Origin of the sequence: Sphingobacterium zeae, from assembly GCF_030818895.1 — a bacterium.
GTDB lineage: Bacteria > Bacteroidota > Bacteroidia > Sphingobacteriales > Sphingobacteriaceae > Sphingobacterium > Sphingobacterium zeae.
Genome location: NZ_JAUTBA010000001.1, coordinates 3,784,584 through 3,806,959 on the forward strand (window position 1 = coordinate 3,784,584; position 22,376 = coordinate 3,806,959).

General features: G+C 37.2%; 17 protein-coding genes. 3 read left to right on the forward strand and 14 right to left on the reverse strand.

Features of this window, described 5'->3' with window-relative positions; all coding sequences use genetic code 11:
* Positions 1 to 159: 159 nt before the first annotated feature.
* Positions 160 to 1,686 carry an ArnT family glycosyltransferase gene (locus QE382_RS15935; RefSeq protein WP_307186777.1) on the reverse strand — a complete coding sequence of 509 codons (1,527 nt, stop codon included), beginning with the start codon at positions 1,684 to 1,686 and terminating at the stop codon, positions 160 to 162.
* Between the two features lie 423 nt (positions 1,687 to 2,109).
* Between QE382_RS15935 and QE382_RS15940 the strand changes: the two genes are divergently transcribed.
* Complete coding sequence (locus QE382_RS15940) at positions 2,110 to 3,108, forward strand: OmpA family protein (protein WP_293880749.1); 999 nt, start codon at positions 2,110 to 2,112, stop codon at positions 3,106 to 3,108.
* 75 nt (positions 3,109 to 3,183) lie between these two features.
* Here QE382_RS15940 and QE382_RS15945 read toward each other — a convergent pair whose 3' ends face one another.
* The 5 genes from QE382_RS15945 to QE382_RS15965 all read right to left on the reverse strand — a co-directional run bounded on the left by QE382_RS15945 (position 3,184) and on the right by QE382_RS15965 (position 9,559).
* Positions 3,184 to 4,515 carry a L,D-transpeptidase gene (locus tag QE382_RS15945; RefSeq protein WP_307186778.1) on the reverse strand — a complete coding sequence of 444 codons (1,332 nt, stop codon included), beginning with the start codon at positions 4,513 to 4,515 and terminating at the stop codon, positions 3,184 to 3,186.
* A gap of 379 nt (positions 4,516 to 4,894) precedes the next feature.
* Complete coding sequence (locus QE382_RS15950; protein ID WP_307186779.1) at positions 4,895 to 6,451, reverse strand: ABC transporter permease/substrate-binding protein; 1,557 nt, start codon at positions 6,449 to 6,451, stop codon at positions 4,895 to 4,897.
* A complete protein-coding gene (locus tag QE382_RS15955; protein ID WP_307186780.1) occupies positions 6,448 to 7,368 on the reverse strand; it encodes an ABC transporter ATP-binding protein in 921 nt (306 codons plus the stop codon). The genes QE382_RS15950 and QE382_RS15955 overlap by 4 nt, the downstream gene beginning before the upstream one ends.
* A 1-nt stretch (position 7,369) precedes the next feature.
* A complete protein-coding gene (gene egtB / locus QE382_RS15960) occupies positions 7,370 to 8,563 on the reverse strand; it encodes an ergothioneine biosynthesis protein EgtB (RefSeq protein WP_307186781.1) in 1,194 nt (397 codons plus the stop codon).
* A gap of 12 nt (positions 8,564 to 8,575) precedes the next feature.
* Positions 8,576 to 9,559 carry an L-histidine N(alpha)-methyltransferase gene (locus tag QE382_RS15965; RefSeq protein ID WP_307186782.1) on the reverse strand — a complete coding sequence of 328 codons (984 nt, stop codon included), beginning with the start codon at positions 9,557 to 9,559 and terminating at the stop codon, positions 8,576 to 8,578.
* A 222-nt stretch (positions 9,560 to 9,781) separates the two neighbouring features.
* Between QE382_RS15965 and QE382_RS15970 the strand changes: the two genes are divergently transcribed.
* On the forward strand, positions 9,782 to 11,323 hold the full coding sequence (locus tag QE382_RS15970; protein ID WP_307186783.1) for a protein adenylyltransferase SelO: 1,542 nt from the start codon (positions 9,782 to 9,784) through the stop codon (positions 11,321 to 11,323).
* Between the two features lie 95 nt (positions 11,324 to 11,418).
* On the opposite strand, the gene QE382_RS15975 is transcribed toward QE382_RS15970, so the two are convergent.
* The 4 genes from QE382_RS15975 to QE382_RS15990 all read right to left on the reverse strand — a co-directional run bounded on the left by QE382_RS15975 (position 11,419) and on the right by QE382_RS15990 (position 16,707).
* Positions 11,419 to 14,109, reverse strand: coding sequence for a TonB-dependent receptor (locus tag QE382_RS15975; RefSeq protein ID WP_307186784.1), 2,691 nt, complete (start codon positions 14,107 to 14,109; stop codon positions 11,419 to 11,421).
* Positions 14,090 to 14,866: a GLPGLI family protein gene (locus QE382_RS15980; protein WP_307186785.1), complete on the reverse strand. Its 777-nt coding sequence runs from the start codon at positions 14,864 to 14,866 to the stop codon at positions 14,090 to 14,092. The genes QE382_RS15975 and QE382_RS15980 overlap by 20 nt, the downstream gene beginning before the upstream one ends.
* 799 nt (positions 14,867 to 15,665) lie before the next feature.
* Positions 15,666 to 16,559, reverse strand: a complete 894-nt coding sequence (locus QE382_RS15985) for a cation diffusion facilitator family transporter (protein WP_307186786.1) — start codon at positions 16,557 to 16,559, stop codon at positions 15,666 to 15,668.
* Positions 16,549 to 16,707 (reverse strand): hypothetical protein, encoded by a 159-nt coding sequence (locus QE382_RS15990; protein WP_307186787.1) that lies wholly within the window; start codon positions 16,705 to 16,707, stop codon positions 16,549 to 16,551. The genes QE382_RS15985 and QE382_RS15990 overlap by 11 nt, the downstream gene beginning before the upstream one ends.
* 319 nt (positions 16,708 to 17,026) lie before the next feature.
* Between QE382_RS15990 and QE382_RS15995 the strand changes: the two genes are divergently transcribed.
* Positions 17,027 to 17,623: a DUF4142 domain-containing protein gene (locus QE382_RS15995; RefSeq protein WP_307186788.1), complete on the forward strand. Its 597-nt coding sequence runs from the start codon at positions 17,027 to 17,029 to the stop codon at positions 17,621 to 17,623.
* 550 nt (positions 17,624 to 18,173) lie between these two features.
* On the opposite strand, the gene QE382_RS16000 is transcribed toward QE382_RS15995, so the two are convergent.
* The 4 genes from QE382_RS16000 to QE382_RS16015 form a co-directional block, all read right to left on the reverse strand.
* Positions 18,174 to 18,344 (reverse strand): hypothetical protein, encoded by a 171-nt coding sequence (locus tag QE382_RS16000; RefSeq protein WP_307186789.1) that lies wholly within the window; start codon positions 18,342 to 18,344, stop codon positions 18,174 to 18,176.
* A gap of 93 nt (positions 18,345 to 18,437) precedes the next feature.
* Positions 18,438 to 18,671, reverse strand: a complete 234-nt coding sequence (locus QE382_RS16005; RefSeq protein ID WP_307186790.1) for a hypothetical protein — start codon at positions 18,669 to 18,671, stop codon at positions 18,438 to 18,440.
* A gap of 963 nt (positions 18,672 to 19,634) precedes the next feature.
* Positions 19,635 to 20,207, reverse strand: a complete 573-nt coding sequence (locus QE382_RS16010; RefSeq protein ID WP_307186791.1) for a glutathione peroxidase — start codon at positions 20,205 to 20,207, stop codon at positions 19,635 to 19,637.
* A 717-nt stretch (positions 20,208 to 20,924) separates the two neighbouring features.
* Positions 20,925 to 22,373, reverse strand: a complete 1,449-nt coding sequence (locus QE382_RS16015; protein ID WP_307186792.1) for an AAA family ATPase — start codon at positions 22,371 to 22,373, stop codon at positions 20,925 to 20,927.
* Positions 22,374 to 22,376: the final 3 nt, after the last annotated feature.

Below are 22,376 nucleotides of genomic sequence, written 5' to 3' on the forward strand. Positions count from 1 at the left end.
GGGATAAGAAAATAACGGTGACGTGATCATAATCAGAAATAGCAGAATGGCCATCGCTATTTGAGATTGTGACAATACGGTTTTGAAGACTAAAGAGGATTTAAATTTATCAACAAATGATTGTTGGAAAAAATATAATATCCCTATCTATAGGTTTGCTTATTCAAATATTCTCGTTGCAAAAAGATCTTTCAATTTGTCAAAGTTTTGTTTAGGCTTTTTGCAGATATAAATCGTCTGTAGCACCCATCCTTCGTTACTGGCATATGGACTATATAACTTTTTCACAGGAATGATTTCTTCAAAAAAAGGATAAAAAAAATCTTCGCTGGTATCGTTGTAACAAATGGCTATTACAGTTTTTGGCATTTGTCCAAATGGTGCCCAACTGTAGAAACTACCGTGGTAGCAAAAGGCATTCGGAAGCCTGTATGTACTCTTCATCAGCTCGATAGCGCCAGCCTGAGAATAATGTTTACCCCAAATGAGACAGTTCGACTGTTCATTTGCAGGCAAACTGTCATAAACGGATCGTAACTCCTGCATAGTACTTTCCCACTTTTGCTTTGTAATGTATTCTTGCATAGGAAGAACCTCCTTGCCATTTTTCACGTTTTTAGGTAGGTATTTGTGAATAGTATCTATATAGTGGGCATAAGAATAAATGGGTAGACCAAAAGGAATCAACATAGTTCCTAATAATAAAATAAAACCTAATGGATATAACAACCACCTTCTTTGGGGCATAATGATACGCTCAAAAAAAACACCCACAAATGGCAATAATGTTAGAACAATCGGGAAAAAGTAATAGGCTTTGCCTTTAGAATACGCTAAAAATAGAACAGAAAATAAAATTGAAGTCGCTAAGGGCCGGTAATGATGTTTCATTTTTTGACCTCCTAAAATGAAAATAAATGTAGGAAGTAGCATGATAGATGTAATCGGGTTGATATCTAAAAAGAGACCAGATACTACTTCAGTGAAAGTAAGATCATCCAATTGCGTCAGGTAAAGTCTATCAAACATATGCAAAGCTGGAAAGTCATGTACGTATTGCCATACCATATTTGGTAAAAGTATGAGAAGAGAAACGACAATAAATTGCCAGTATTTAGCTGCGATTAAAGCTTTTCGAATATTCCTAAATAATAGCAGTCCCAAACTGCCAACTAAAAAAAATAGCGCATCATATTTTGTTAGAAAGGCAACAGAAATAAACACCGTTAAATACCAAAGATATCTTCTGTCTTTATATTTTACGAACCTTACCAACTGATAAAATGAAATCAACCAAAAAAATTGGCTAAATACAACCGGCTGAAAAGATTGCTGTGATCCACCAAGGCCAGGTGATATCAATAAGCACGATAAGGTTATAGCAGTCGCCACGCTCCCCCCTCCAAGTTCGAAAACTATTTTACCGAGATAAATCACGATGAGAAGCATAGCCAAATGCGAAAAAATATGATGAACAAAGATCGATTGGACGTGAAATAAGTTTTGGAAAAATGCCAAAACCGCTATAACTGGAGGAAATTCCATGTAACCAAATGCGAGATGGTTTCCGGTTGCTATATGCAGTAGCTCATCTCCCTGAAATCCTGAATGTATATCCGCAATGATATGAAGTGTCAGTTTGAAGAGACAGAAAATAAAGATAATAATTTTTGTGCTTTTATCCATTAGTTTTTGTGTGCGGGTTATCTTTGTTGACTTAACTATACTATATAAGGTTGAGGATCTAAAAATAGAAATTTTCAGCCAATTTATTGGCGAAATCACGATAGCCAAATCTTTTAATATAAATTACCTTGTCTCCATTTACTTTAGCAACAGTCAAACCTCTACGTGATGATTTTTATTGCTATTTATTTTTACTGTTTGAGAAAAGAGAGAGTGAAAACCATGAACAAGAAACGAGCTTAAACGAATTCCATAATAATAGGAATTTATACTAAAATGCTTCAACAACTTTACTCCTGCAGCTTCCTAAAGACTTCAATAGGAGCTGCGCAAAAGAAAAAGAATTGCTCCGCATTTCAATCCAATTGACAAATATGTCAACGTTTTAGGCATAAAATTTGCCACAGCTAAAATAAAGAAAATATGAAAAGCACAATACTTTTATTGACATCTGCATGGGCAGTTGCCTCATGCACCCAACAGGTAAAAGATAATACCCCGCCGCCAACTCCACAGGAAAGAACGATTGAAGAAGCGCCTACAAAAATTGACACAACAACAAGCTTTGATCTTGCAAGTATCCCGTACTCAGAGAGTGATATCGGCGTGTTCCCATTTTTTACTCCGCCAAAAGGTTACAAAGAGATGAACCAGCCCATTAAAAAAGACTTTGATGTTTGCTATTTTGCCATCAACGGAGTTATGAAACCATTCGAAGGTAGACTCTATAAAGCAAATATAACAAATGAGCAAGGTACTCAATTTTCACAACGCTATTTTGAAAAAAGCATGGAGGATTATTTAGCGTCTATCGGCGCTGTAAAAGTTTTTGATGGCACCATTACAAGGGAAGAGTATGATCGATACAATAAGCAGGATCCACACAAAGGTGATGAAGGTGACATCGGATATGTTGATGAACAAATCAGAGTTTATGTTATTAGAACCAAAAATCAAGGTAATATATTTATTCAATATACGTGCAACAATGCTGGAGCAAAACTTAATATTCTTCAAGAGAATGATTTCAAACAAACGATAAAAAAAATTACAGCAGATGAAATCACAAAAGATCTCTCTGAAACAGGTAAATCGATCGTTTATATCACATTCGATACGGATAAATCAAGTATTACCACGTCAGGAATCGATTTGGTCATTCAGATTGCCGAAGCGCTAAAAAATGATCCCTCATTAAAAATCGCAATCGAAGGGCACACGGACAATATTGGCGATAGCGCTCACAACAAAAAGCTTTCTAGTGATCGTGCAAAAGCTGTGATGGATGCACTCATTGCTCAGAAAATTGATAAATCCCGATTATCAGCTAAGGGCTACGGTGCAGACCGTCCTTTGGTCGCTAACGACTCAGAAGACAACAGGTCTAAAAACAGACGTGTGGAACTCGTCAAAATTAAATAAAAAGGTATGTAAACACCCCCATGATACTTGTAGCATAAAGTTTCATGGGGGTGCTAATAAGCAATTAGAACTTATTTATTTCCCTGAATTAATGTCTACAGGAAGTGGATATCCTTTACCTTTCAATGCTGCAATTCTAACAACGATTTCTTTCTGGCCAACTACCTTTTTCGTTACTTGGCCTTTGTCTTTTCGGCTTTCTTTATCAGCGGCTCGTTCTTTTGCACTATCGCCTGTTGAGGATGATTCCGGATTGTCAACGCCGGCAATTTTATTACCACGCGCATCCTGATTCATATCTTCCAAACCTTTCATTAAGCTAGTGCGCTCTTGCTCACTGAGCTTCTCTAGCTTGATATTATATTTATCAAGAACACGGGTCGCATTTTCAATGGTATTTGTACCACGCTCATAAACATCCCGAAAGATATGCAAACCTCCATCCTGAGCAACAATGGTTTCATATCGAAGTTCTACTAATACAGGTTGCTTTAATTTTACAGTTTCAGTTTTTGTATCCTTTTTTTCGTAATTAGCGATTGCCTCTGCCGAAATCGGATTTCCTGCTACTAAGGACAAAAATTTTGTAAAATCCTGCACCTGACCGTCCGTAAGACCAACACAACCATGAGAAGCAAACGCTCCCAATTTGGATACATCTTTTCCGCCATGAATCAAAGACGGCATACCAATGGGAATTTTAATGGGCCCAAGAGGGTTTAGTTTACTTCCAGCAGGGACTTTCTCGCCCGGACTAACCTTACCTTTCACCCAAGGCTCATCCGGAGGTGTCCATGTAGGATTAAATATGATGTTGGTCGCTTTACGTACACCAGTAGGCAACGGGAACTCGGGATATCCAATAGCAATACTGTAGGTCTTAACTAGCTTACCCTGCTGAAATACATCCATTCGAAAAGCTGGTGCATTTACAATAATACGCGTGTCTTCAGGAATATGATTTGGCTCAATTGGTAGCGTATTTTCTCCATCATTATAACGTGCAGTTATAAAATGAAAGAATTGGGCAGCCTTTTGATTACCGAGTATTTTTACAATTTGAGTCGTGGCCTGGTTTATAGACTCTTTAAATGATTTACTGGAAGGTTCATCCTCCTCGCTAAGTTTTTCCACAGCTGTACTCGCTGCTACCTTTAAATCAGCAATCTGCCTTTGACTGAGTTGCAATTGGGATTTTAAAGAGGACTCAAAATCCTCCTCATAGAAGAGGGCATTAAGGAACGCAAGTGTAAAATCTGTATTCTCAGCCTGCTCCTTCATTTTAGAGACTTCTTTCCCTGCCGGCTGATTTTTAGTATTGCGGTCCCGGCAACCTGTAAAAACAAAGCTTATCAAAAATATGCCCCATAAAGAGATCTGGATGATGTTTTTATAATTAGATAACATAATAATATTTTTCATTTAACTTATCAACAAGCTTAACAAGCAAATAGTTCGAACACGTAGAAATATAATTTAAATTCATCACATCCTATCAATTGAAAGCAATTCGACTCCATTATCATCAAATTATAACGATGTTAAGCCACTAACTCAAAGTGGCCTGACATTAAGCGCGAGTCTTTTTATAGGTAACGTGTTTGTTGTCAACGGTGCAATGCTCCCAAGATTTGTTGATCAATCCTCTCCATAATAAAATTTTCATAGCTATGTAGTTTAACTTATACCACAATAAGCTATATTGCGATGTCCTTGAAACAATGTCAGAGCATTGATAATTTCAATTATTTACATTTTGAAGTAAATGTTGGAATTACTTTTTCGGTTATTCGTATTTTTTTAAGTCGCTAATACTTTGGATATGATTTTGTTCAGCTTGAGAACGCCGCATCATTAGAGCGTATGCATTATTAAAACCAAGAGGTTTTAGCCAAGTAATGCCAAATCTCTTCTCAAATTCACCCTTTACATAGTTATAGGTGCCAGTAGGATCTTTGGACACATTGGATATAATTTGTTGCTCCGGTTGCAGTAATACCAAAAGCCCTGTCCCCGTATACTCCACATAAAAGTCTACGGCATCGTGTATCAAAGCATCAAAGCAAATTTTGGTTCCGCCAAGTCCTGTCTTTGTCTCCACTTTATAATCGGTATACCCTTCAAGGAGAATTTTATAAATGGCCGACAAAATGTATTGTTCCCCAAAAATTTTAGAACCTATCCTTATGGTACCAGCCTGACCTCGGCGTGATGGTCTATAGAGTTTGTTTTGCACTAAAAAGTCCTTGGCAATATTTTCAGGCGTCTGTTTTAGGAAATCAGCCCTATAATTAAGGCTAATCATCACCGAATCAGTGAACTTCTCTGCCAATAGATTTATTGTCTCTTCCAATTGTGGAAATTTCTTGAGCGTCGCTACCTTGACAATCGGTGCGGCAAAGTAGGGCGGAAAAATATTCCTGTCATCTTTCAATGCAAACAGATCATAAGCTTTGACGCGACCGTCAGTGGAATATCCACTAATAAGATCGATATCCTTTTCAAAAGCGGCTTTGTACATAATCGCATCGCTAATGATAAGCGGTTTTATTTTTAGACCATAAACACTACGGAGGCCTAAGTAACCATCCTGGCGCCCCATAAATTCGGGTGTAAAACCAGCTTTTATCTGCCGATTAACACTGTTTGTTCTTATATAGAGGATAGCAAGAATAAGAAGAAAGCTGGGCAAAATAAAGATTAGAAAAAATCTGAAATTAGCGATTGAATTTTGTAGCAATCCGATACCTTTATCTAAAAGTATCGCAAGTAATGCAGCGGGAATAGCTCCCGCTAAGATCATATTGGAGTTATTGAGTGATATACCACCAAAAATAAATTCACCCAATCCGCCGGCCCCAACGAATGATGCTAAGGTTGCGACGCCTACATTGATCACTGCGGCTGTCCGAACTCCGGCGACAATCACCGGTATACCCAGGGGAAGTTGAACTTTGAATAGTATTTGCCAATCGGTCATACCTATAGCTTTGGCTGATTCCAAGATACTATGGTCTACGCTAGTGATTCCAGTATAAGTATTTCTAATAATGGGTAAAAGTGCATATATAATAAGTGCAACAATAGCTGGAATAGGACCAATACCTAGGATTGGAATAAGAAACCCCAGCAATGCAATACTAGGAAGAGTTTGTAAAATCCCTGCAAAAGCTAAAACAATAGCAGCAAATTTCTTTTTTCTTGAAATCAATATTCCCAAAGGTACTCCAATAAGAATGGCAAATGTCAAAGATAAAAATGTAAGTTCTAAATGCTGCCAGATCTGTATCAATAACTTCTCCTGCTGCTCAAGTGCGAATTGCCAAAGAGTTTGATCCGTCATACCACCTGCTGTTTTCTATACGTGTTGAATGCAACTATCATACATTCATAGTCTAGTATGGCATCCGCACGTGCGCTTAACACCTGTAAAACACGCCATAGGTCTGTGTTTTCAGAAAAACCATAATTATCGATGAAATGATCCAATGTTATAATTCCTTTTAATTCATGTAGCATCGTTACTTTATACTCCAACAGTAAGCGATTTTCTAAAAAAAAATCAAACACAAATTCATTTGCTGGACTATATAATAGCTCTTTAGGTGTTCCAATCTGTACAATCTTTCCCTCATCCATCAAACAGATACGATGTCCAAGTTCAAAAGCTTCAGGCACATCATGTGTAACCAAGACAATAGTTTTGCTTCGGATCTCTTCCAACAATTTGAATTCGGCATGGATGCCACTTCTAGTCATGTTATCCAGTGCCGAGAAGGGTTCATCCATCAACAATATAGGGGAATTGGCTATTAACGCCCTTGCTATACCTACGCGTTGTTGTTGCCCTCCGCTCAATTGATGTGGGTAGAGTTTTAACAGATCCTCTCCTAAATTTAATTTGCTAAGAAGCTCAACCGTACGATCCTTAATTTTATTTTTTTGCCAGTTCAGCAATTCTGGAACCACAGCAATATTTTTGGCTATCGTATAATGGGGAAAAAGACCCGAATGCTGCATTACAAAACCAATTTCTCTACGCAAATCTTCCGGCCTCCGTTTGGATATATCATTACCTCGGATAAAGATCTTGCCCTTATCAGGTTCAATCAGCCTATTGATCATTTTTAAAGTTGTGGTTTTACCACAACCACTTGTACCCAAAATAACGAGAACTTCACCCGCTCTAACTTCTATTGAGATGTGATCAACGGCCGCTTTACCGTTGAACGATTTAGAAACTGAGTCAATCTCGACCATATTACCTGGCTAATCTAATTCCTGTAAACTGCCACTGATGTGCGGTTTGAAAAAAGTTTCTGTAAGTCTTACGGCTATGTCCTTTTGGTGTAGCGATTGAAGCGCCCCTTAATACCATTTGATTAATCATAAATTTGCCATTATATTCACCTACTGCACCCGCCTCTTTTTTAAATCTAGGATAAGGAAGATAAGCGGAATTTGTCCATTCCCAACGTTCTCCCCAACTAATGTGGTCTGCGGAAACTTCCCATTCAGCCTCTGTCGGAAGCCGCATACCTCTCCAAGATGCATAAGCAGCGGCTTCATAGAAATTAATATGGCAAACTGCAGCCTCTAAGTAAATATCCATCAATCCGTTAAGGGTATAAATCATCCACTTCCCGTCAATCAGATGCCAATACAAGGGCGCTTGCGCTTGATGTTTTTTCACCCAATCCCATCCTTCCGCATGCCAAAATTGAAAGTCTGAATATCCCCCAGCTTGTATGAAATCAAGATACTGTTTATTTGTGACAAGGGTATTCTCAATTTCGAAATCATCTAGGTAGACTTTGTGCCTTCCCTGTTCGTTATCGAAACAGAAACCTTGCCCCTCGAATCCAATTTCATAAATTCCGGCCTTAAACCTGACATACTCTCTATCATGATTTGCATATTCAGCTGATTTAATTTCTTTGCTATAGGGAGGAAAAAGAGGATTATGTCCTAATATGTATTTTATATCTGTAAGTAGCAATTCTTGGTGTTGTTGCTCGTGATTTAAACCCAAAACAAAGATATCAACAAGATTTTGTGTCAAAAATTCCGCATCCAAAAATTCGATCATATGCTTGTCAACGTATCGTCGGTAATTATAGATGTCTGCTACTGATGGCCTGCTGAGATTACCTCGGTCCGTTCGAATCACCCGAGAACCTATTGTTTCGTAATAGCTGTTGAAAACGAAGTTGTATTCGTCATCAAAGACTTGATAATTCGGTAAGTGGGGAATCAATATAAAGGTTTCAAAAAACCATGTAGTATGCCCAAGATGCCATTTTGGAGGACTAACATCAGCCATTGGCTGAACGACATAGTCCTCAATTTCCAACGGCCGGCAAAGTTCCTCAGAATAGCCTCTTACAGTGAGATATTTTGCATATAACACTTGTTTTTCTGGCAATACGCTAACTGCTAAATTTATATTTTTCATAAACGATTATAATTACGCTACCCTCCAAATGGAATCCACAAACCAACCTTTGTTATCATTTAAATTTACCAACAGTTCAAATCCGGCCAAAGAAGAAAGACGTTGAATTTCCTCAAGCGAATATTTCTGTGAAATCTCCATGTCAATCAATTCATTTTCCTTAAAAAAAATAGAATCTCGTTTAATGTGTACATACTGGTTGGTTAAACTAACTAGAAAGCTTCTACAAGCGCCAGAAATAGGATCATAAGTTTGGTAATGCTGAAAATATCGTGTATCGAAGTTTGCGCCTAGTTCCCGATTTATACGGTGAAGTAAATTAATATTGAATGCAGAAGTAATTCCAGATTTATCATTATATGCAGAGAGGATGGTGTGAGGATTTTTTTTTAAGTCAAAACCTATAATAAATAAATCTCCGGGACTCAATCTACGACGAATTTCAGCACAAAACAGTTGTGCTTCTTCCACATCCATGTTGCCAATGTTTCCCCCTAAAAATAAAACTACTTTTCGACGTTCGGATATTTTCATTGCCTCATTCAGCATCTCAAAATATTCACCCTCTAGAGGAACAGTATCTAAGTTTGGAATTTCTTCGGATAATTTTTCACACAATACCGTAAGGATATTGCCTGATATATCTATTGGCATGTAGGAATAATCGATATCACTTTTGCTAAGATGTCTTAATAAATGACTCGATTTAAGCGCATCACCAGCTCCCAGTTCAATGAGGTCGAAAGCAGAATAGTCAGCGGAGATGAGCTCAGCCATCTCCAATGTTCTCTTGCTAAAAATCTCGAGTTCACAGTCTGTTAGGTAATATTCCGGCATTTGCATAATGTCCTGAAAAAGCCGGTCGCCGATAGGATCATAAAAATATTTTGAATATAATTTCTTGGGATAAGTATTTAAACCTTCTATCACGTCCTTATGAAAATTACCTTCATAATTTTCTATCTCTTTGACGACACTATCAACTTGTAGACTCATAATTCGCTAAATTTTCCTATGGTTTCTTATGGAAAGATAACATTCAAACCGAAAGAATAGTTTCGTAATTGTCTCTGCTTTTTATGTTATCAAAAAACAAAGCAGTAGTAAATGCTAGAACTGACAATAGCATTAACTACTAATTCACTTTCTATTACTATTTAAAATGTAGAGCCATTTTAATATAAAGGGCTTTTCTTTAATAATTAATATCTTTGATGTATGAATATTGAACAGATCACACAACCTTTCCTTAAAATATTTCCTGGAGATTTTTCCAATAGCCCGTTACCGAGAGCTACGCCAAAAGTATTATTTGCCACAACTGAAACAGCAGGATTTGAACAACCCGAACTAATTGCTTTTAATGAGGCTCTTTCGACGGAAATAGGCCTTGGAAAATTTGAAGAAAACGATGTTAACTTTCTTGTAGGCTCCCAACTACCCAAAAATATTCAGACGTATGCGACAGCTTACGCAGGGCACCAATTTGGTAATTGGGCGGGTCAGCTCGGTGACGGACGGGCAATTTTCGCTGGAGAAATCATTAATTGTGAGGGTAAAAAAACGGAAATACAATGGAAAGGTGCTGGTGAGACGCCCTACTCAAGACGTGCAGACGGAAGGGCAGTATTAAGATCCTCTGTACGCGAGTACCTCATGAGTGAAGCTATGCATCACTTGGGCATTCCTACTACGAGGGCATTGAGCCTTTCCCTCACTGGTGAAGATGTAATACGGGATATTATGTATAACGGCAATCCACAATACGAAAAAGGTGCGGTAGTGGCAAGAACTGCAGACACGTTCCTTCGGTTTGGCCATTTTGAATTTCTATTTGCTCAAGGAGAACACAAATTATTACAAGATCTGCTTGATTTTACTATTGATAATTACTTCCCCACCATAGTCCCCTCTAACCCATGTAAATATAAAGATTTTTTTGAAACTGTCTGTCGAGCAACAGCAGATCTAATAGTAGAATGGTTGAGAGTTGGTTTTGTACATGGCGTAATGAATACAGATAACATGTCAATTTTGGGATTGACCATAGATTATGGTCCTTATGCAATGATGGAAGAATATAATTTAAATTTTACACCAAACACCACAGATCTGCCGGGAAGACGATATGCATTCGGTAGACAAGCACAGATCGGACAGTGGAATCTATGGAAATTAGCAAATGCGCTCCACCCGGTCATCAATGATGAAAAATTTCTTGAAAATTCATTGAGGAATTTTGGTGTATATTTTTCAGAGGCCAATAACAAAATGCTTTGCAAAAAATTTGGATTTAATGAGTTCATAAAAGAAGACGAATTATTTTTCTCAAACTGGCAAAGCTTGATGCAAGACCTTGAAATGGATCACACCTTATTCTTTAATCAATTGGAACAAATAAAAGCAGATACTGATGTTAAAGATCATTTCAGTCCCATTACATACACTGCTCTGAATGAAGAAAAGCTCAAAAAACTAAAAGATTTCATTGACCAGTACCAATACCGTTTGCGTTTAAATTCAATTTCAAAAGCAGAGTCACTAGAATTAATGAGAACAACAAATCCGAAGTTCATACTAAGAAACTATTTACTTTACCAATGTATTGAAGAAATCAGTAATGGAAACACAGCAATGTTATTAAAACTAACACAAGCTTTAGAAAAACCATATCAAGAAATATTTCCAGAGTTTTCTGTCAAGCGTCCGCCCATCTACGACAATATCGCAGGATGTTCTACGCTTTCATGCAGCTCTTAATTATAAAAAAATATGCCATTTGATTTTGATAATCTGTTGATTGTAAAAATAAAATGGCGCATTTCTCAATTCCTCTAAAACACCAAAAGTAAATTTTAAAAGCTAAGGTCTAAGCCAAAACTGATGTATCCTGGCAATAGTCTGTATTCAGTGCTAGAATTGTACATATCGGTCAGCTCAACATTTCTAAAAAACTTCGTATTAAAAATGTTTTTCGCTATAATGTTAAATCTCGTTCTGTGCTTTTTCATCTCATACGATAAACTGAAATCCGAAAAACAATAGATCTTGGATCTCTTCCCCATTAAACTTCCGAAGCGATAAGATTCATTTTTTAAATTGCACTGAATATTTTTCGACATGCTGAAAAATACATTCAGGACCCCCCGGCTATTATTTAGTATAAGTTTACCTTCTGTTCGATAGTTAACGTGCTGAAGGGTATACCCCATATAGATATTCAATTTAGAATTCCACGCGCTTCTAAACGATAGTCCATAATCATAACTTGCTGCACGGATTCGACGGCTGCCCACTCCTTCTACCAGGTTTGCATAATCTGTAGCATTCATTCCCAGATCTAACCGAAAATTTCCATGTACAGCTCTCAGATAATAATTAAAGTCGCCCTTAAAATAGCTGCTTTTTTTATCCTTAAGTAACACCTGTTGAACAAGGCTGAAATTCGGATCTAGTCTGCTTGATATACCCACATAATCAAACAAAATTTGATGTCCGGCAGAGAAATTGGCAAAAAAACGATCTGTCAGACTACCATAAGTATATGTTAGCGCTGCACCTGAACTACTTAGAGCAGCAAGATTATCCATTCCCCGGATAAAATTACGTACACCTGTTGTATAGTAATTGGGAACTAGTTGAGTGCTTGTAGCATTCTGTTGCTGAAAATAAAAGTCTGCTTCCAATCGCCCTTTTTCATGAAGCCCCCATTTACCCGACAATCCAGGAGAAAGCACTACGTTATTTTTACTTTTTGATTTTCCAAAATCTATCAATATGTTTTGTACCATACCAACCTCCAAACGTGGCGTTAATTCCCATAGACCTCGTTTAAAAGTATATTTGGTATTAATGTTAGTCTGAAAAACGTTAAAATCCATTGCATTAGAAAATCCCGAAGGAGAGGATACTGAATCACCTAAACCTGTTGGATTAGACAACAATTTCAATTCGGTGTTGAGCTGCTGTTGTTGGTAATCCATATTGAAGGCTAGTTGAAAAAAATCGCCATTACTTCTACGGCTTACATAATGAGTGGTGGCACCTATGTACGTTAAATTATTCGCAATGTGCTGTTGCACCGCATAGATGTCTTTAACGCCAAACAGGTCTTCATAATAAAATTTATTAATATTATAATCTATTGGCGTCTGCTGCTTAATCCAGCGTAATGAGCTAACTAGCACGTCACGATTAGAAAATTTGTGACTATAACTTATATTTTGGTTGGTGACGTAACCATTGCTTTTGGTCCTTTCCTCACTTTGGACACCATTGAATACTAATGTACCGAGATCAATTTTACCAAGGGAACCGAGGGTACCTGTATAGGTCAATATTGCATCCTTGTGAGGCTCAAATTGGAGCTCCAGTTTTGTGAAATAATTATCGATTTTTCTCTTAAACTGGTGATCTTCGGTATTGGTAAAATGATTATCCTGTAGATGATAGTCTTGCACCGTATTTCGATAAAATGTTTTTTTGGTAGGATTTGCAAAACCGAGCCATTTAATCTTTAGCTGCGCTGTAGGATTTAAAATGGTATTTAACGAGAGCAATTTATCATTATTGAAATTGGTCCGCTTGTGATCAAATCCAGGAATATTTGGAGTATTGTCTATCAAGGTGGGTGTTGTTATTCCCACACCGATCTGGCCTGGTTCATGAGGCGATCCAGATTGAATCAGGTGATTAATACTGCTGACGGCATCAAATCCATTGTTATTGGTAGTTCCCAATAAATAATACTTGTTTTTTTTTCCGAAGTTCATCAAATTGGCACTAGCCTGATGATATTTGGGTCCAATCGGAACGATCTGAGCATCTAAAGACCCTATCCACTGTGCCTTACTATCCTCTTCCAATTCCAAATTTAGTGCGATCTTGTCCGAATTTTCAATACCTTTAAGTTGTTTATTATGAGAATATCGCTGCAAAATCTGAATTTTTTTTAGGGGCCTAACAGACATGCTCTGCGTTAGCAAACGGTAGCCTTTTTCAAAAAAATCGTCCCCCTCAACCATTACTTTTTGCACCTCCTTATCTCCTATTTTGATGCTGCCGTCGGTCCCGACCTGAATACCCGGAATCTTCTTAAGTAAATCCTCTACGGTACGTTCGTCCCCCTGTAGAAACGATTTGACTGCAAGCTCAATGGTATCTTTCCCTAGACGGTAAGGACGTTTGGAATGGACTATTACTTCTTGCAATCGCTCCACACCTCCAGCCGATAACTGAACATCGATCAACGTATCTGCCCGGAATGCCACGATAGGTAGCGAGACGGGCTTAAAGCTGAGTGCAGTGAACAGTAAAGAGAATGGTCCACTCCGCACAGTTTGCAAATTATATTTTCCCTGCCCGTCGCTGAACGTATATGCCAACATTTTGTTATCGCCTTCGTCCCGTAGTTCAATACGGACTCCTCCCACAGCTTTTCCTGCAGCCCAAATCCTTCCATGGATAGCGACCTGACCACGAGTTGCTATAGCGAATAATAGAATACTAAATAAGGTCGCTATCTGCTTATTGATGTTCCCATTCATAAACTTGTTCTACACCGCCTCTAACTTTTTGCTTCTCTACACTAACCCCCTCCATCATTGGCATTTTACTATATAGCATACGCATATGCTCTTCGTTAAATTGGTCTTCTTTCTTGACAAACTCTTCAAGACTCAATTTGCTCAAGGAATGTATATACTTATCATCAATTGGGATACGTCCATTATATGGGTAGTTGACCTCCTTTAGATACCAGTAGTTTGGATTAGCGCTTTCATTATAGAGCATAACAATTATTCCTGGTAGACCGCCAAACTTCGATGGCCCTACAGGTACAGGAATGGCATTTGTATAATAAGCTACCAGGGTCGTTCCCCGATAAGATGCTGTCGCCTTGTGGCATACATATTTACCCAAAGTATCAACATCGCCATACGCTGTGTTCCATTCTAATAACGGAAATTTGTCAGTCACTAGATAATTGACCCCTTGAATGGAACGGGTTTCCAACTGTTGGTTGGCATTATTTTGATGCATTACGACCCTATTAAACTTCTTGCCGGAACCAATTGTGATAGAATATGAAGGCGCTACTTCATCGTCCACATCCTTATCAAGTACTTGAATCTGCTGCGGAGTCGAATCCCGAACAGCGATCTTCACCATTCCATCATAATAAACATTTTCCTTAAAAGTAGCCATTGCAGATGGTATGTATTCGTAAACGGCGTGAATCCGCTGCGCAAACGATAACCTAGAAAGGAATAGAACTAAAAAAAATATATAATATTTATACATGATAATTTGTATTTTAAATAACGGGCCTAAGCACCGCTTTTATTTGTCGTAAAAGATTGAATAAAATGTTATTTGATTTCAAACAAATCGTGCATTACTAAAAAAGATCGCACAACCCCTAGTTGAAGAAAAGTTATTTACGAAGTCTAAAGTGACGATACCGTATTTGCTTCCGTGGTTTACTATGTAACATCAACCATATTTTTGGCGATATGATAACTAGATATTTTCAATTTTGAATTTCTTTCGACTGCTATTGCAAATGTCCTAGCCGATCTAGCAAATTTTAGCGTGACCAAACCCTGCTTACTCATCATTAATTTTTTCATTGTTTTTAACTTTATTTGTTAAACCATAATATGCTTTCTTGGCATAATCTTGAATACGACTATAAAAATAGAGACACATTCAATGACTGAAATGATGATTAAATATCTGTCGCCAATCACTTAGAATTCGTAGCTGATCAGTTACTATTCGATCTAAGCAATATAACCTTCCAGATTGTAAGCGTAAAAGCTATTTAGGCGGATTCTTTTGTCATCTCAACAAGCAGGTGAAACGACTCTTATAAATGCAAAAAGAGAGTATGAGTTAATGGAGAAATCGCAAAAATATAAACTCGAAAAAACAGAGGGATCGTTTAATTGGTCAAGGCAAAATTATGCAGTCCGTGCCTAGGAGCAATCAGGCGTATAAAGCTCGTTCTAGTGATTCTACTGCGCCAATATGCCTAGGCAAAGTAAAACCAGTTTGCAATATACGTTACATAAGATATAAAGGGTACATCCAATCCTATTTATTCGGGCTGTATAATTACATAATGTATAAATTTAAATTTGGTTTTTATGGTTGTACGAATCCGATTTATCGCCTCAGTAATATCTTCAGTATCCAAGTGATCCTTAAAATCGATAATAAGCATCAATACAACGTCCTCGGGTGACTGGTAAGTGGATAAAATGTTTTTTGTTTTTATCACACAAACATCTTGTTCCACCAGTCTGGCAATTTCAGTTCTTGTTTCAGAAGCAATGCCTTCGCCCATGAGTAAACTTCTGCTTTCCCTAGCAAGGATAAAGGAAACGAAAACCAATAGTAAACCGACAATTATGGATGCCAATCCGTCTAATTCAGGAATCTGCAGTGCATGACTTAAGGCCATCAGAATCATGACGGTAATAAGCCCCGCCACAGCTGCCCCATCCTCAAAGAGGACAAGAAAACTTGAAGGGTCTTTACTTTTAATCATAGCTTTCCACCAGCCCATGCCATTCCGGGTCTTGTTAAATGCTTTCATCGCAATAATAAAGGAAGTCCCCTCAAAAATAAGCGATAGGATTAAAACAACGTAATTCCAAAAAGGATCCTTCATCATTTGCGGATTCCGTATATGAAGAACACCCTGATAAATAGACAACGCTCCACCCAAACCGAATATCAGAATAGAAACGACAAAAGACCAAAAGTAAAGCTCCTTTCCATAGCCAAAGGGGTGCGACTGATCCGGTGCCTTTTTACTACGTTTTAGTCCATATAATATCAGTATCTGATTTGCAGTATCGACTGTTGAATGGATACCTTCCGAAATCATGGAAGAACTGTTTGTAAAAGATCCTGCTAGAAATTTGGTGAGTGCGATCAGAAGATTTGCAATAAGAGCACTATAAATAGACTTTTTGTTATTGTTCATTTTTCATATCCTTGTTAAACAATCCTATCTCATGCTGTCTGACGATATGCTCCTTTTTGCCATAGTCATAATTAGCATTTGCATCCTTCGGTGTTTCGAGCGTGAGGAACAAATGTTTCTTAGAATTACTATAGTGAACTTTCGGCATTAATTTCTAACATTAAAAACTGATCAGCTTTAAGGATTAAACAGCGATATACATGGTTTAGTTTCGGAATCTAGCGATTTATCATGTTTCATTAAACTGAAAAAACACCACATTAAAGCCTGATCATTATAAGGCGGTTGCCATTAATTAAGCAAATCTCGATAGAAAACATGGTTAAAAAAAGTGAAGGTTTCATAAAATCATGATCTCATGACGCGCGCTACTTGGTTTTTAAGGTTCTACAAAATATTAGTTTCATCATTTTTTTGAACAAATCTGCTTTGACTAATGTTTATTTAAAATAAAAACTCTTAAAATCATGAAAAGAATATTTTTAACATTAGCAATTGCATTTTCCATTGTTGCCCTGCAAAATTGCGGTAATGCAAACAACGACAGTAAAAAAACAGCAGATAGTATCAATGAGGCAAATACACCAGCAAATATTGGGGATCGAGACGTGACAACAACACCTATTGATGTTAGTGAAGATGATGCAAAGTTCGTTACTGAAGCGGCAAACGGTGGTATGACTGAGGTTGAGCTGGGAAAATTAGCGCAACAGAAAGGTCAGCATGCAGATGTAAAAGCTTTCGGAGAGATGATGGTTAAAGATCATTCCAAAGCAAACGATGAAATAGCAACTCTTGCTCAATCAAAAAATATAACACTACCAGCGACATTGGGTGCGGAAGAGCAAAACTTGAAGGATGAACTATCTAAAAAGTCACCTAGCGACTTCGATAAATCGTATATTGAAGCGATGGTGAATGACCACGAAAAGGATGTAAAACTTTTTGAAAATGCGAGTAAAAACCTTAAGGATGCTGACCTAAAAATGTTTGTTGATAAGACCTTACCAACACTCAGAAGTCATTTAGAACATGCCAAAAGTACAAAAGAGAAGTTGAAATAATAAAAAGAATAAAGGCTGATAGCAATAGCAATTTGGCCTTTATTTACTTTTTGCAACCTAAAAATCAACCTATCTAATCGCTATCAATTCCTTATGTAAAGCATCTTGGAACAACTTGTTAACTTCCAATCTCTATATCGAATCATTATCTCTACCAGTTAAATCGTACCGAAAACAAGATGTATGTTTAATCAAAACAGACGATCTTAATAACCCAGTAAAGTAAACCAAAACTTTTTTCGTTTTAAACTCTCATAAAAAGTGAATAAATAATTGATTGCATTTAATTCAACCTATTTTGAGAATTAAGGAAGAAGCTGCGATATATCCTAATATTACCTTTTAAAATATCGTTTTATAGAAAACCTCAGCCTAAATTTTATACCATACAGTCAGGTAATGAAATAGAAAGAGAGCTGGCCGGGCAACTTGGTCTCATTTCTATTCCCTTTACGATTCATAAGCCCATCGAAATCTTTAAGCATTACAAAGAGCCGAGCTTTAGCTTGATCAATGAGTGCAAGATAGTGTAAAAAAAACTTACTTATTTTTACCGGCGTCTCCTGACCACCAAGGCAATATGGTTATCAACTTCGCGATGATTTAAAGAATTCATCCCTATTTGCGCAGCTATCTTGTTTGAGAAAGATGGATATTGAATACCGATCGTTCTGAAACGCTGCAATGAATCATTTTTACTGAGGATAGTGGATTCATACACAACTTTCGTTTTATCAGATGTTTGAGTAAGTTCTTAGGCAAGCTGCGTCGGATTGATCAAATCCATAGCGGCTCTGTCCGCTAAATAGCTTCTTCATATTTCTTCCTTCGATACTTTGACATAGTTAAGTACAAAACGTTTATCCGCTTCACTTGTACCCTGATAATGAAAGTTAATGCGAAGTGTATCTTTGCTCTCCACTATTCCATAAATACTGTCCAACAACAGGTTGTCATAAGCTTTGATCCTAACATTCGTAAAGGATTTGAAATCCTTCCTCTTTATTATCTTATCCTCCGGATATGGAACAGCGATATACATCACCATATAAAGCAATATAAGCTTGCGCCTTTACCAACATCTCCATATAACTTAGCGTGGCAACCCGATAAAAAAATTAAAGCTTGCAACAGTATTATTCCAATATATTTCATGGGCATATGGATTGTTTATGACCATTATTTAAATAATAAGTCATTTCACTTTTTCGATTACTTTTCTAAAGACAACAAATTCTAAAATGGTACAGGCCAGGTAAATAAACGCGAACAAGAGAAGCGTTTTTAAAGGTTCAATTGCCATATTATAGTAGCAGACTTGCACCAATATATGAACAATTAATATTACTAAGCATATAGCTGGTATTCCTGAGAAAACCAAAAAGCATAATGTTTTACTATTCCTTACTTTTTCTATACGATTTAGTAAAAACAGTAAAGAACACAATACTATGGCGAAAAGGTAGACCACTGAAAAAACAAGATTGACAATAATGTCCATTATAACAATAATAGTATTCAGAAATCCAGTATCAACCGTATTTTTTTCTTCAATAACGAGTCGATATAAGATAAATAGCAGAATACTTATCAGCACATTGACCAACCAAAATTTTACTATGATTTTTCCCATTTTTACCACTTGCTATGACCACTAGCAAATATTGCTCTTTTAGTCGTCGATTATTCCTTCGTGTTCTCTTACAAAGATATTAAGTTATTTCTCGAGAGGGATGCACGAATATAAATTTTGTTCTGGCGAATAATGATTGCTTTGTTTTTTAAAAAACAAAATAGTAGCTAATACCACTAGAAAGGCAGTTCATCTTATATTAACCCCTGTTTAGAGCCATAGAACATGTTCCACGCAATAGAGTTCCATAAATCTAGGATTATAGCAGAAAATCGTAGAGATAATTAAAACTGCTATGTTATGAGCTACAATATATGGTATACATTTTAATTCACAGGATCTTTTGATTGAGTTCCCAAATTGAATGAGAGTCCCTTTTTAATCGAGTAGAGATACAATTTCCTTATCCTCTGGGTCAGTTTTTGGTGAAAAATGCTTTATGAGCTTGCCATTTTCATCAATTAAATACTTCTGAAAGTTCCATAAGACTGCTGAACTTTCTACACCGTTCAGCCTTTTATTCGTCAACCACTGATAGATAGGCGCCTGTCGCTTCCCTTTCACATCAATCTTTGCCGCCATCGGAAAAGTTACACCGTAATTTCGTTGACAAAATGCTGCTATTTCAGCGTCCTTACCTGGTTCTTGATCTAAAAAATCATTTGAAGGAAAGCCTATAATAACTAGCTTATCATTGAATTTATTATATAGACGTTCAAGCCCCTCGTACTGCGGAGTAAATCCACATTTGGAAGCGGTGTTCACAATAAGAATCTTTTTACCTTTATATTTCGCAAAGTTTATGGTTGAGCCGTCCAGTCCGTTGACTTTAAATTCATGGATAGTGGATGATTTCAATCCCATATCTACTTTAACGTTACCATTGGTGAATAAATAATAGGCTACACCGGCTCCGACTGCCGCCACGATAAATAAAACTATAAAGACCATTTTTCTCATTTTTTTCGGACATGCCAATCATTATGAACCATTTTGAGATCTGACTAGGCCAAGTTAAAGGTACTAAAGTTTAAAGAAGAAATCAACTCTATTTTATAGTAGTAAAACCATATTCGTCCAAATTCTGTTCATCCAGCGTTCTCTAATGCCTCACTGTATGTCTGACACAATACTAAGATTTCCATAATTAGTTTATAGAGATTCTAAAAACATAGTATTTCATGTTAATAACACCGTCGCTTTTGAACCCGATACAAGTGCATTAATTCGTAAACTGATAGGGAACGCGATATTTGTTAAAAGAGATCCTGATAAAAAAGGGTAAGGGTTTAGTTTTTACATACAAATTAAATATTCCCATTTTCACATAAAAAAGGATGATTTTCATATTCTTTCTGCATCTAATCTGAGTTACATTTGTCAAACAAGTAGAATTGATTCGATAGAGGTAACTGCTGAACTGGATAACGATCCATATCTCAACATTTTAATTCCTAATCGATTCAATAAAAATACTGTAAAGATCCTACAATACTACAATGAAAAACATGATGTGGAACGACATAGTCGTTCCACATTTTTTAATTAACCCAACTATTTTCGATTGATCAAATATACTCAACAGCTGACACTTCCTATGCCTGAATCTGTAGTCTATCTTGAGAAATAAAATAGCATTATGATAATACTTACAAATTGTTTCTTAGATTATCCTTGAAAGTTATCCTGAAACTGCAGTCCCATTCCAATCCTATATTTACTTAGTTTATTGTTTAAAGTGAGCCCCCATAACACAAATTCGGTTAAAAAATGGATGTCTTCAGATTTCGTTTCTGGCTGATATTGCTGAATCAAAGCTTTAATAGGTACTACGTCATCCAGAACCTTAAAATACTCCAAATCACTGAGCTCTTCAGATAATTCAATACCCTCCGATTCTGCAAACCAACGCACAATATCATCATAAGGATAACGATCGCTCTCTCTTTCCAGCTTCTCAATTTTTGGGAATAAGACGGGAAAGATGCTTTTTATAGCATTTTCAATCAGTTGCAATGCCACAATATCGGCTCCTTCCTGCTCGCCCTCATAAACAAGCTCAACCTTGCCAGTTATTGCAGGTATAATACCCATAAAATCACCCAATCTCACTGCGGTTGCTTGCGACCCGTTTTTAAGCATGCGCAATTCGGCGGTACTCAATAGGTTTTGAAAAGCTGTTATGCTCATACGAGCGCTCACACCACTTTTTTCATCAACATATTCACTATTTCGGGCTTCAAAGCTTATCTGCTCAATTAATTCCCGTGCCAACTCAGGGACATATATCTGTTCCTTCTGAGCCGCTTCTAGATTGGCCTCCTGCGCAGTAATTGCCTTTGCTATCTCAACTGATGCCGGATAATGTGTCAATATCTGTGATCCTATACGATCTTTTAGAGGTGTCACTATACTTCCTCTATTGGTATAATCTTCCGGGTTCGCAGTAAATATAAACTGCACATCTAAGGGTAAGCGCAGCTTAAAACCACGAATCTGAATATCTCCCTCTTGTAAGATATTGAAAAGTGCCACCTGAATTCTCGCCTGAAGATCAGGCAGTTCATTAATGACAAATATGGAGCGATTTGCTCTTGGAATCATGCCAAAGTGAATCACACGATCGTCTGCATAGCTCAATTTTAAATTTGCTGCTTTGATCGGATCCACATCACCGATCAAGTCGGCTACAGTTACATCAGGAGTGGCAAGTTTTTCAGCAAAACGATCATTTCTATGAAGCCAGCTGATCGGCGTTTCATCGCCTTTCTCCTTTAATAGCTCAAGGGCATAACGTGATATCGGATTGTACGGATCATCATTAATCTCTGACCCCTGTACCACCGGAACATATTCGTCCAGCAGATTGACCATAAGTCTAGCTAGACGTGTTTTTGCCTGACCACGGAGACCTAGAAAATTAATATTGTGCTTGGAAAGAATAGCTCTTTCAAGTTCTGGAATAACTGTATCTTTATAACCATGCACGCCGGTGAACACTGTTTCACCTTTACTTATTTTTGTAATCAGATTCTGACGCAATTCTTCTTTTATTGTTTTAGGTTTATAACCCGAAGTTTTTAATGCACCAAATGTTGTAATCTTCGTGTAATCCATATA

Coding starts and splice junctions, on each gene's coding strand:
- QE382_RS15935 (WP_307186777.1), bottom strand. CDS start 1,686: ATGGATAAAAGCACAAAAATTATTATCTTTATTTTCTGTCTCTTCAAA.
- QE382_RS16010 (WP_307186791.1), bottom strand. CDS start 20,207: ATGGTCTTTATAGTTTTATTTATCGTGGCGGCAGTCGGAGCCGGTGTA.
- QE382_RS15950 (WP_307186779.1), bottom strand. CDS start 6,451: ATGACGGATCAAACTCTTTGGCAATTCGCACTTGAGCAGCAGGAGAAG.
- QE382_RS15940 (WP_293880749.1), top strand. CDS start 2,110: ATGAAAAGCACAATACTTTTATTGACATCTGCATGGGCAGTTGCCTCA.
- QE382_RS15995 (WP_307186788.1), top strand. CDS start 17,027: ATGAAAAGAATATTTTTAACATTAGCAATTGCATTTTCCATTGTTGCC.
- QE382_RS15985 (WP_307186786.1), bottom strand. CDS start 16,559: ATGAACAATAACAAAAAGTCTATTTATAGTGCTCTTATTGCAAATCTT.
- QE382_RS15990 (WP_307186787.1), bottom strand. CDS start 16,707: ATGCCGAAAGTTCACTATAGTAATTCTAAGAAACATTTGTTCCTCACG.
- QE382_RS15975 (WP_307186784.1), bottom strand. CDS start 14,109: ATGAATGGGAACATCAATAAGCAGATAGCGACCTTATTTAGTATTCTA.
- egtB (WP_307186781.1), bottom strand. CDS start 8,563: ATGAAAAATATAAATTTAGCAGTTAGCGTATTGCCAGAAAAACAAGTG.
- QE382_RS16015 (WP_307186792.1), bottom strand. CDS start 22,373: ATGGATTACACGAAGATTACAACATTTGGTGCATTAAAAACTTCGGGT.
- QE382_RS15945 (WP_307186778.1), bottom strand. CDS start 4,515: ATGTTATCTAATTATAAAAACATCATCCAGATCTCTTTATGGGGCATA.
- QE382_RS15955 (WP_307186780.1), bottom strand. CDS start 7,368: ATGGTCGAGATTGACTCAGTTTCTAAATCGTTCAACGGTAAAGCGGCC.
- QE382_RS15965 (WP_307186782.1), bottom strand. CDS start 9,559: ATGAGTCTACAAGTTGATAGTGTCGTCAAAGAGATAGAAAATTATGAA.
- QE382_RS15980 (WP_307186785.1), bottom strand. CDS start 14,866: ATGTATAAATATTATATATTTTTTTTAGTTCTATTCCTTTCTAGGTTA.
- QE382_RS15970 (WP_307186783.1), top strand. CDS start 9,782: ATGAATATTGAACAGATCACACAACCTTTCCTTAAAATATTTCCTGGA.
- QE382_RS16005 (WP_307186790.1), bottom strand. CDS start 18,671: ATGGTGATGTATATCGCTGTTCCATATCCGGAGGATAAGATAATAAAG.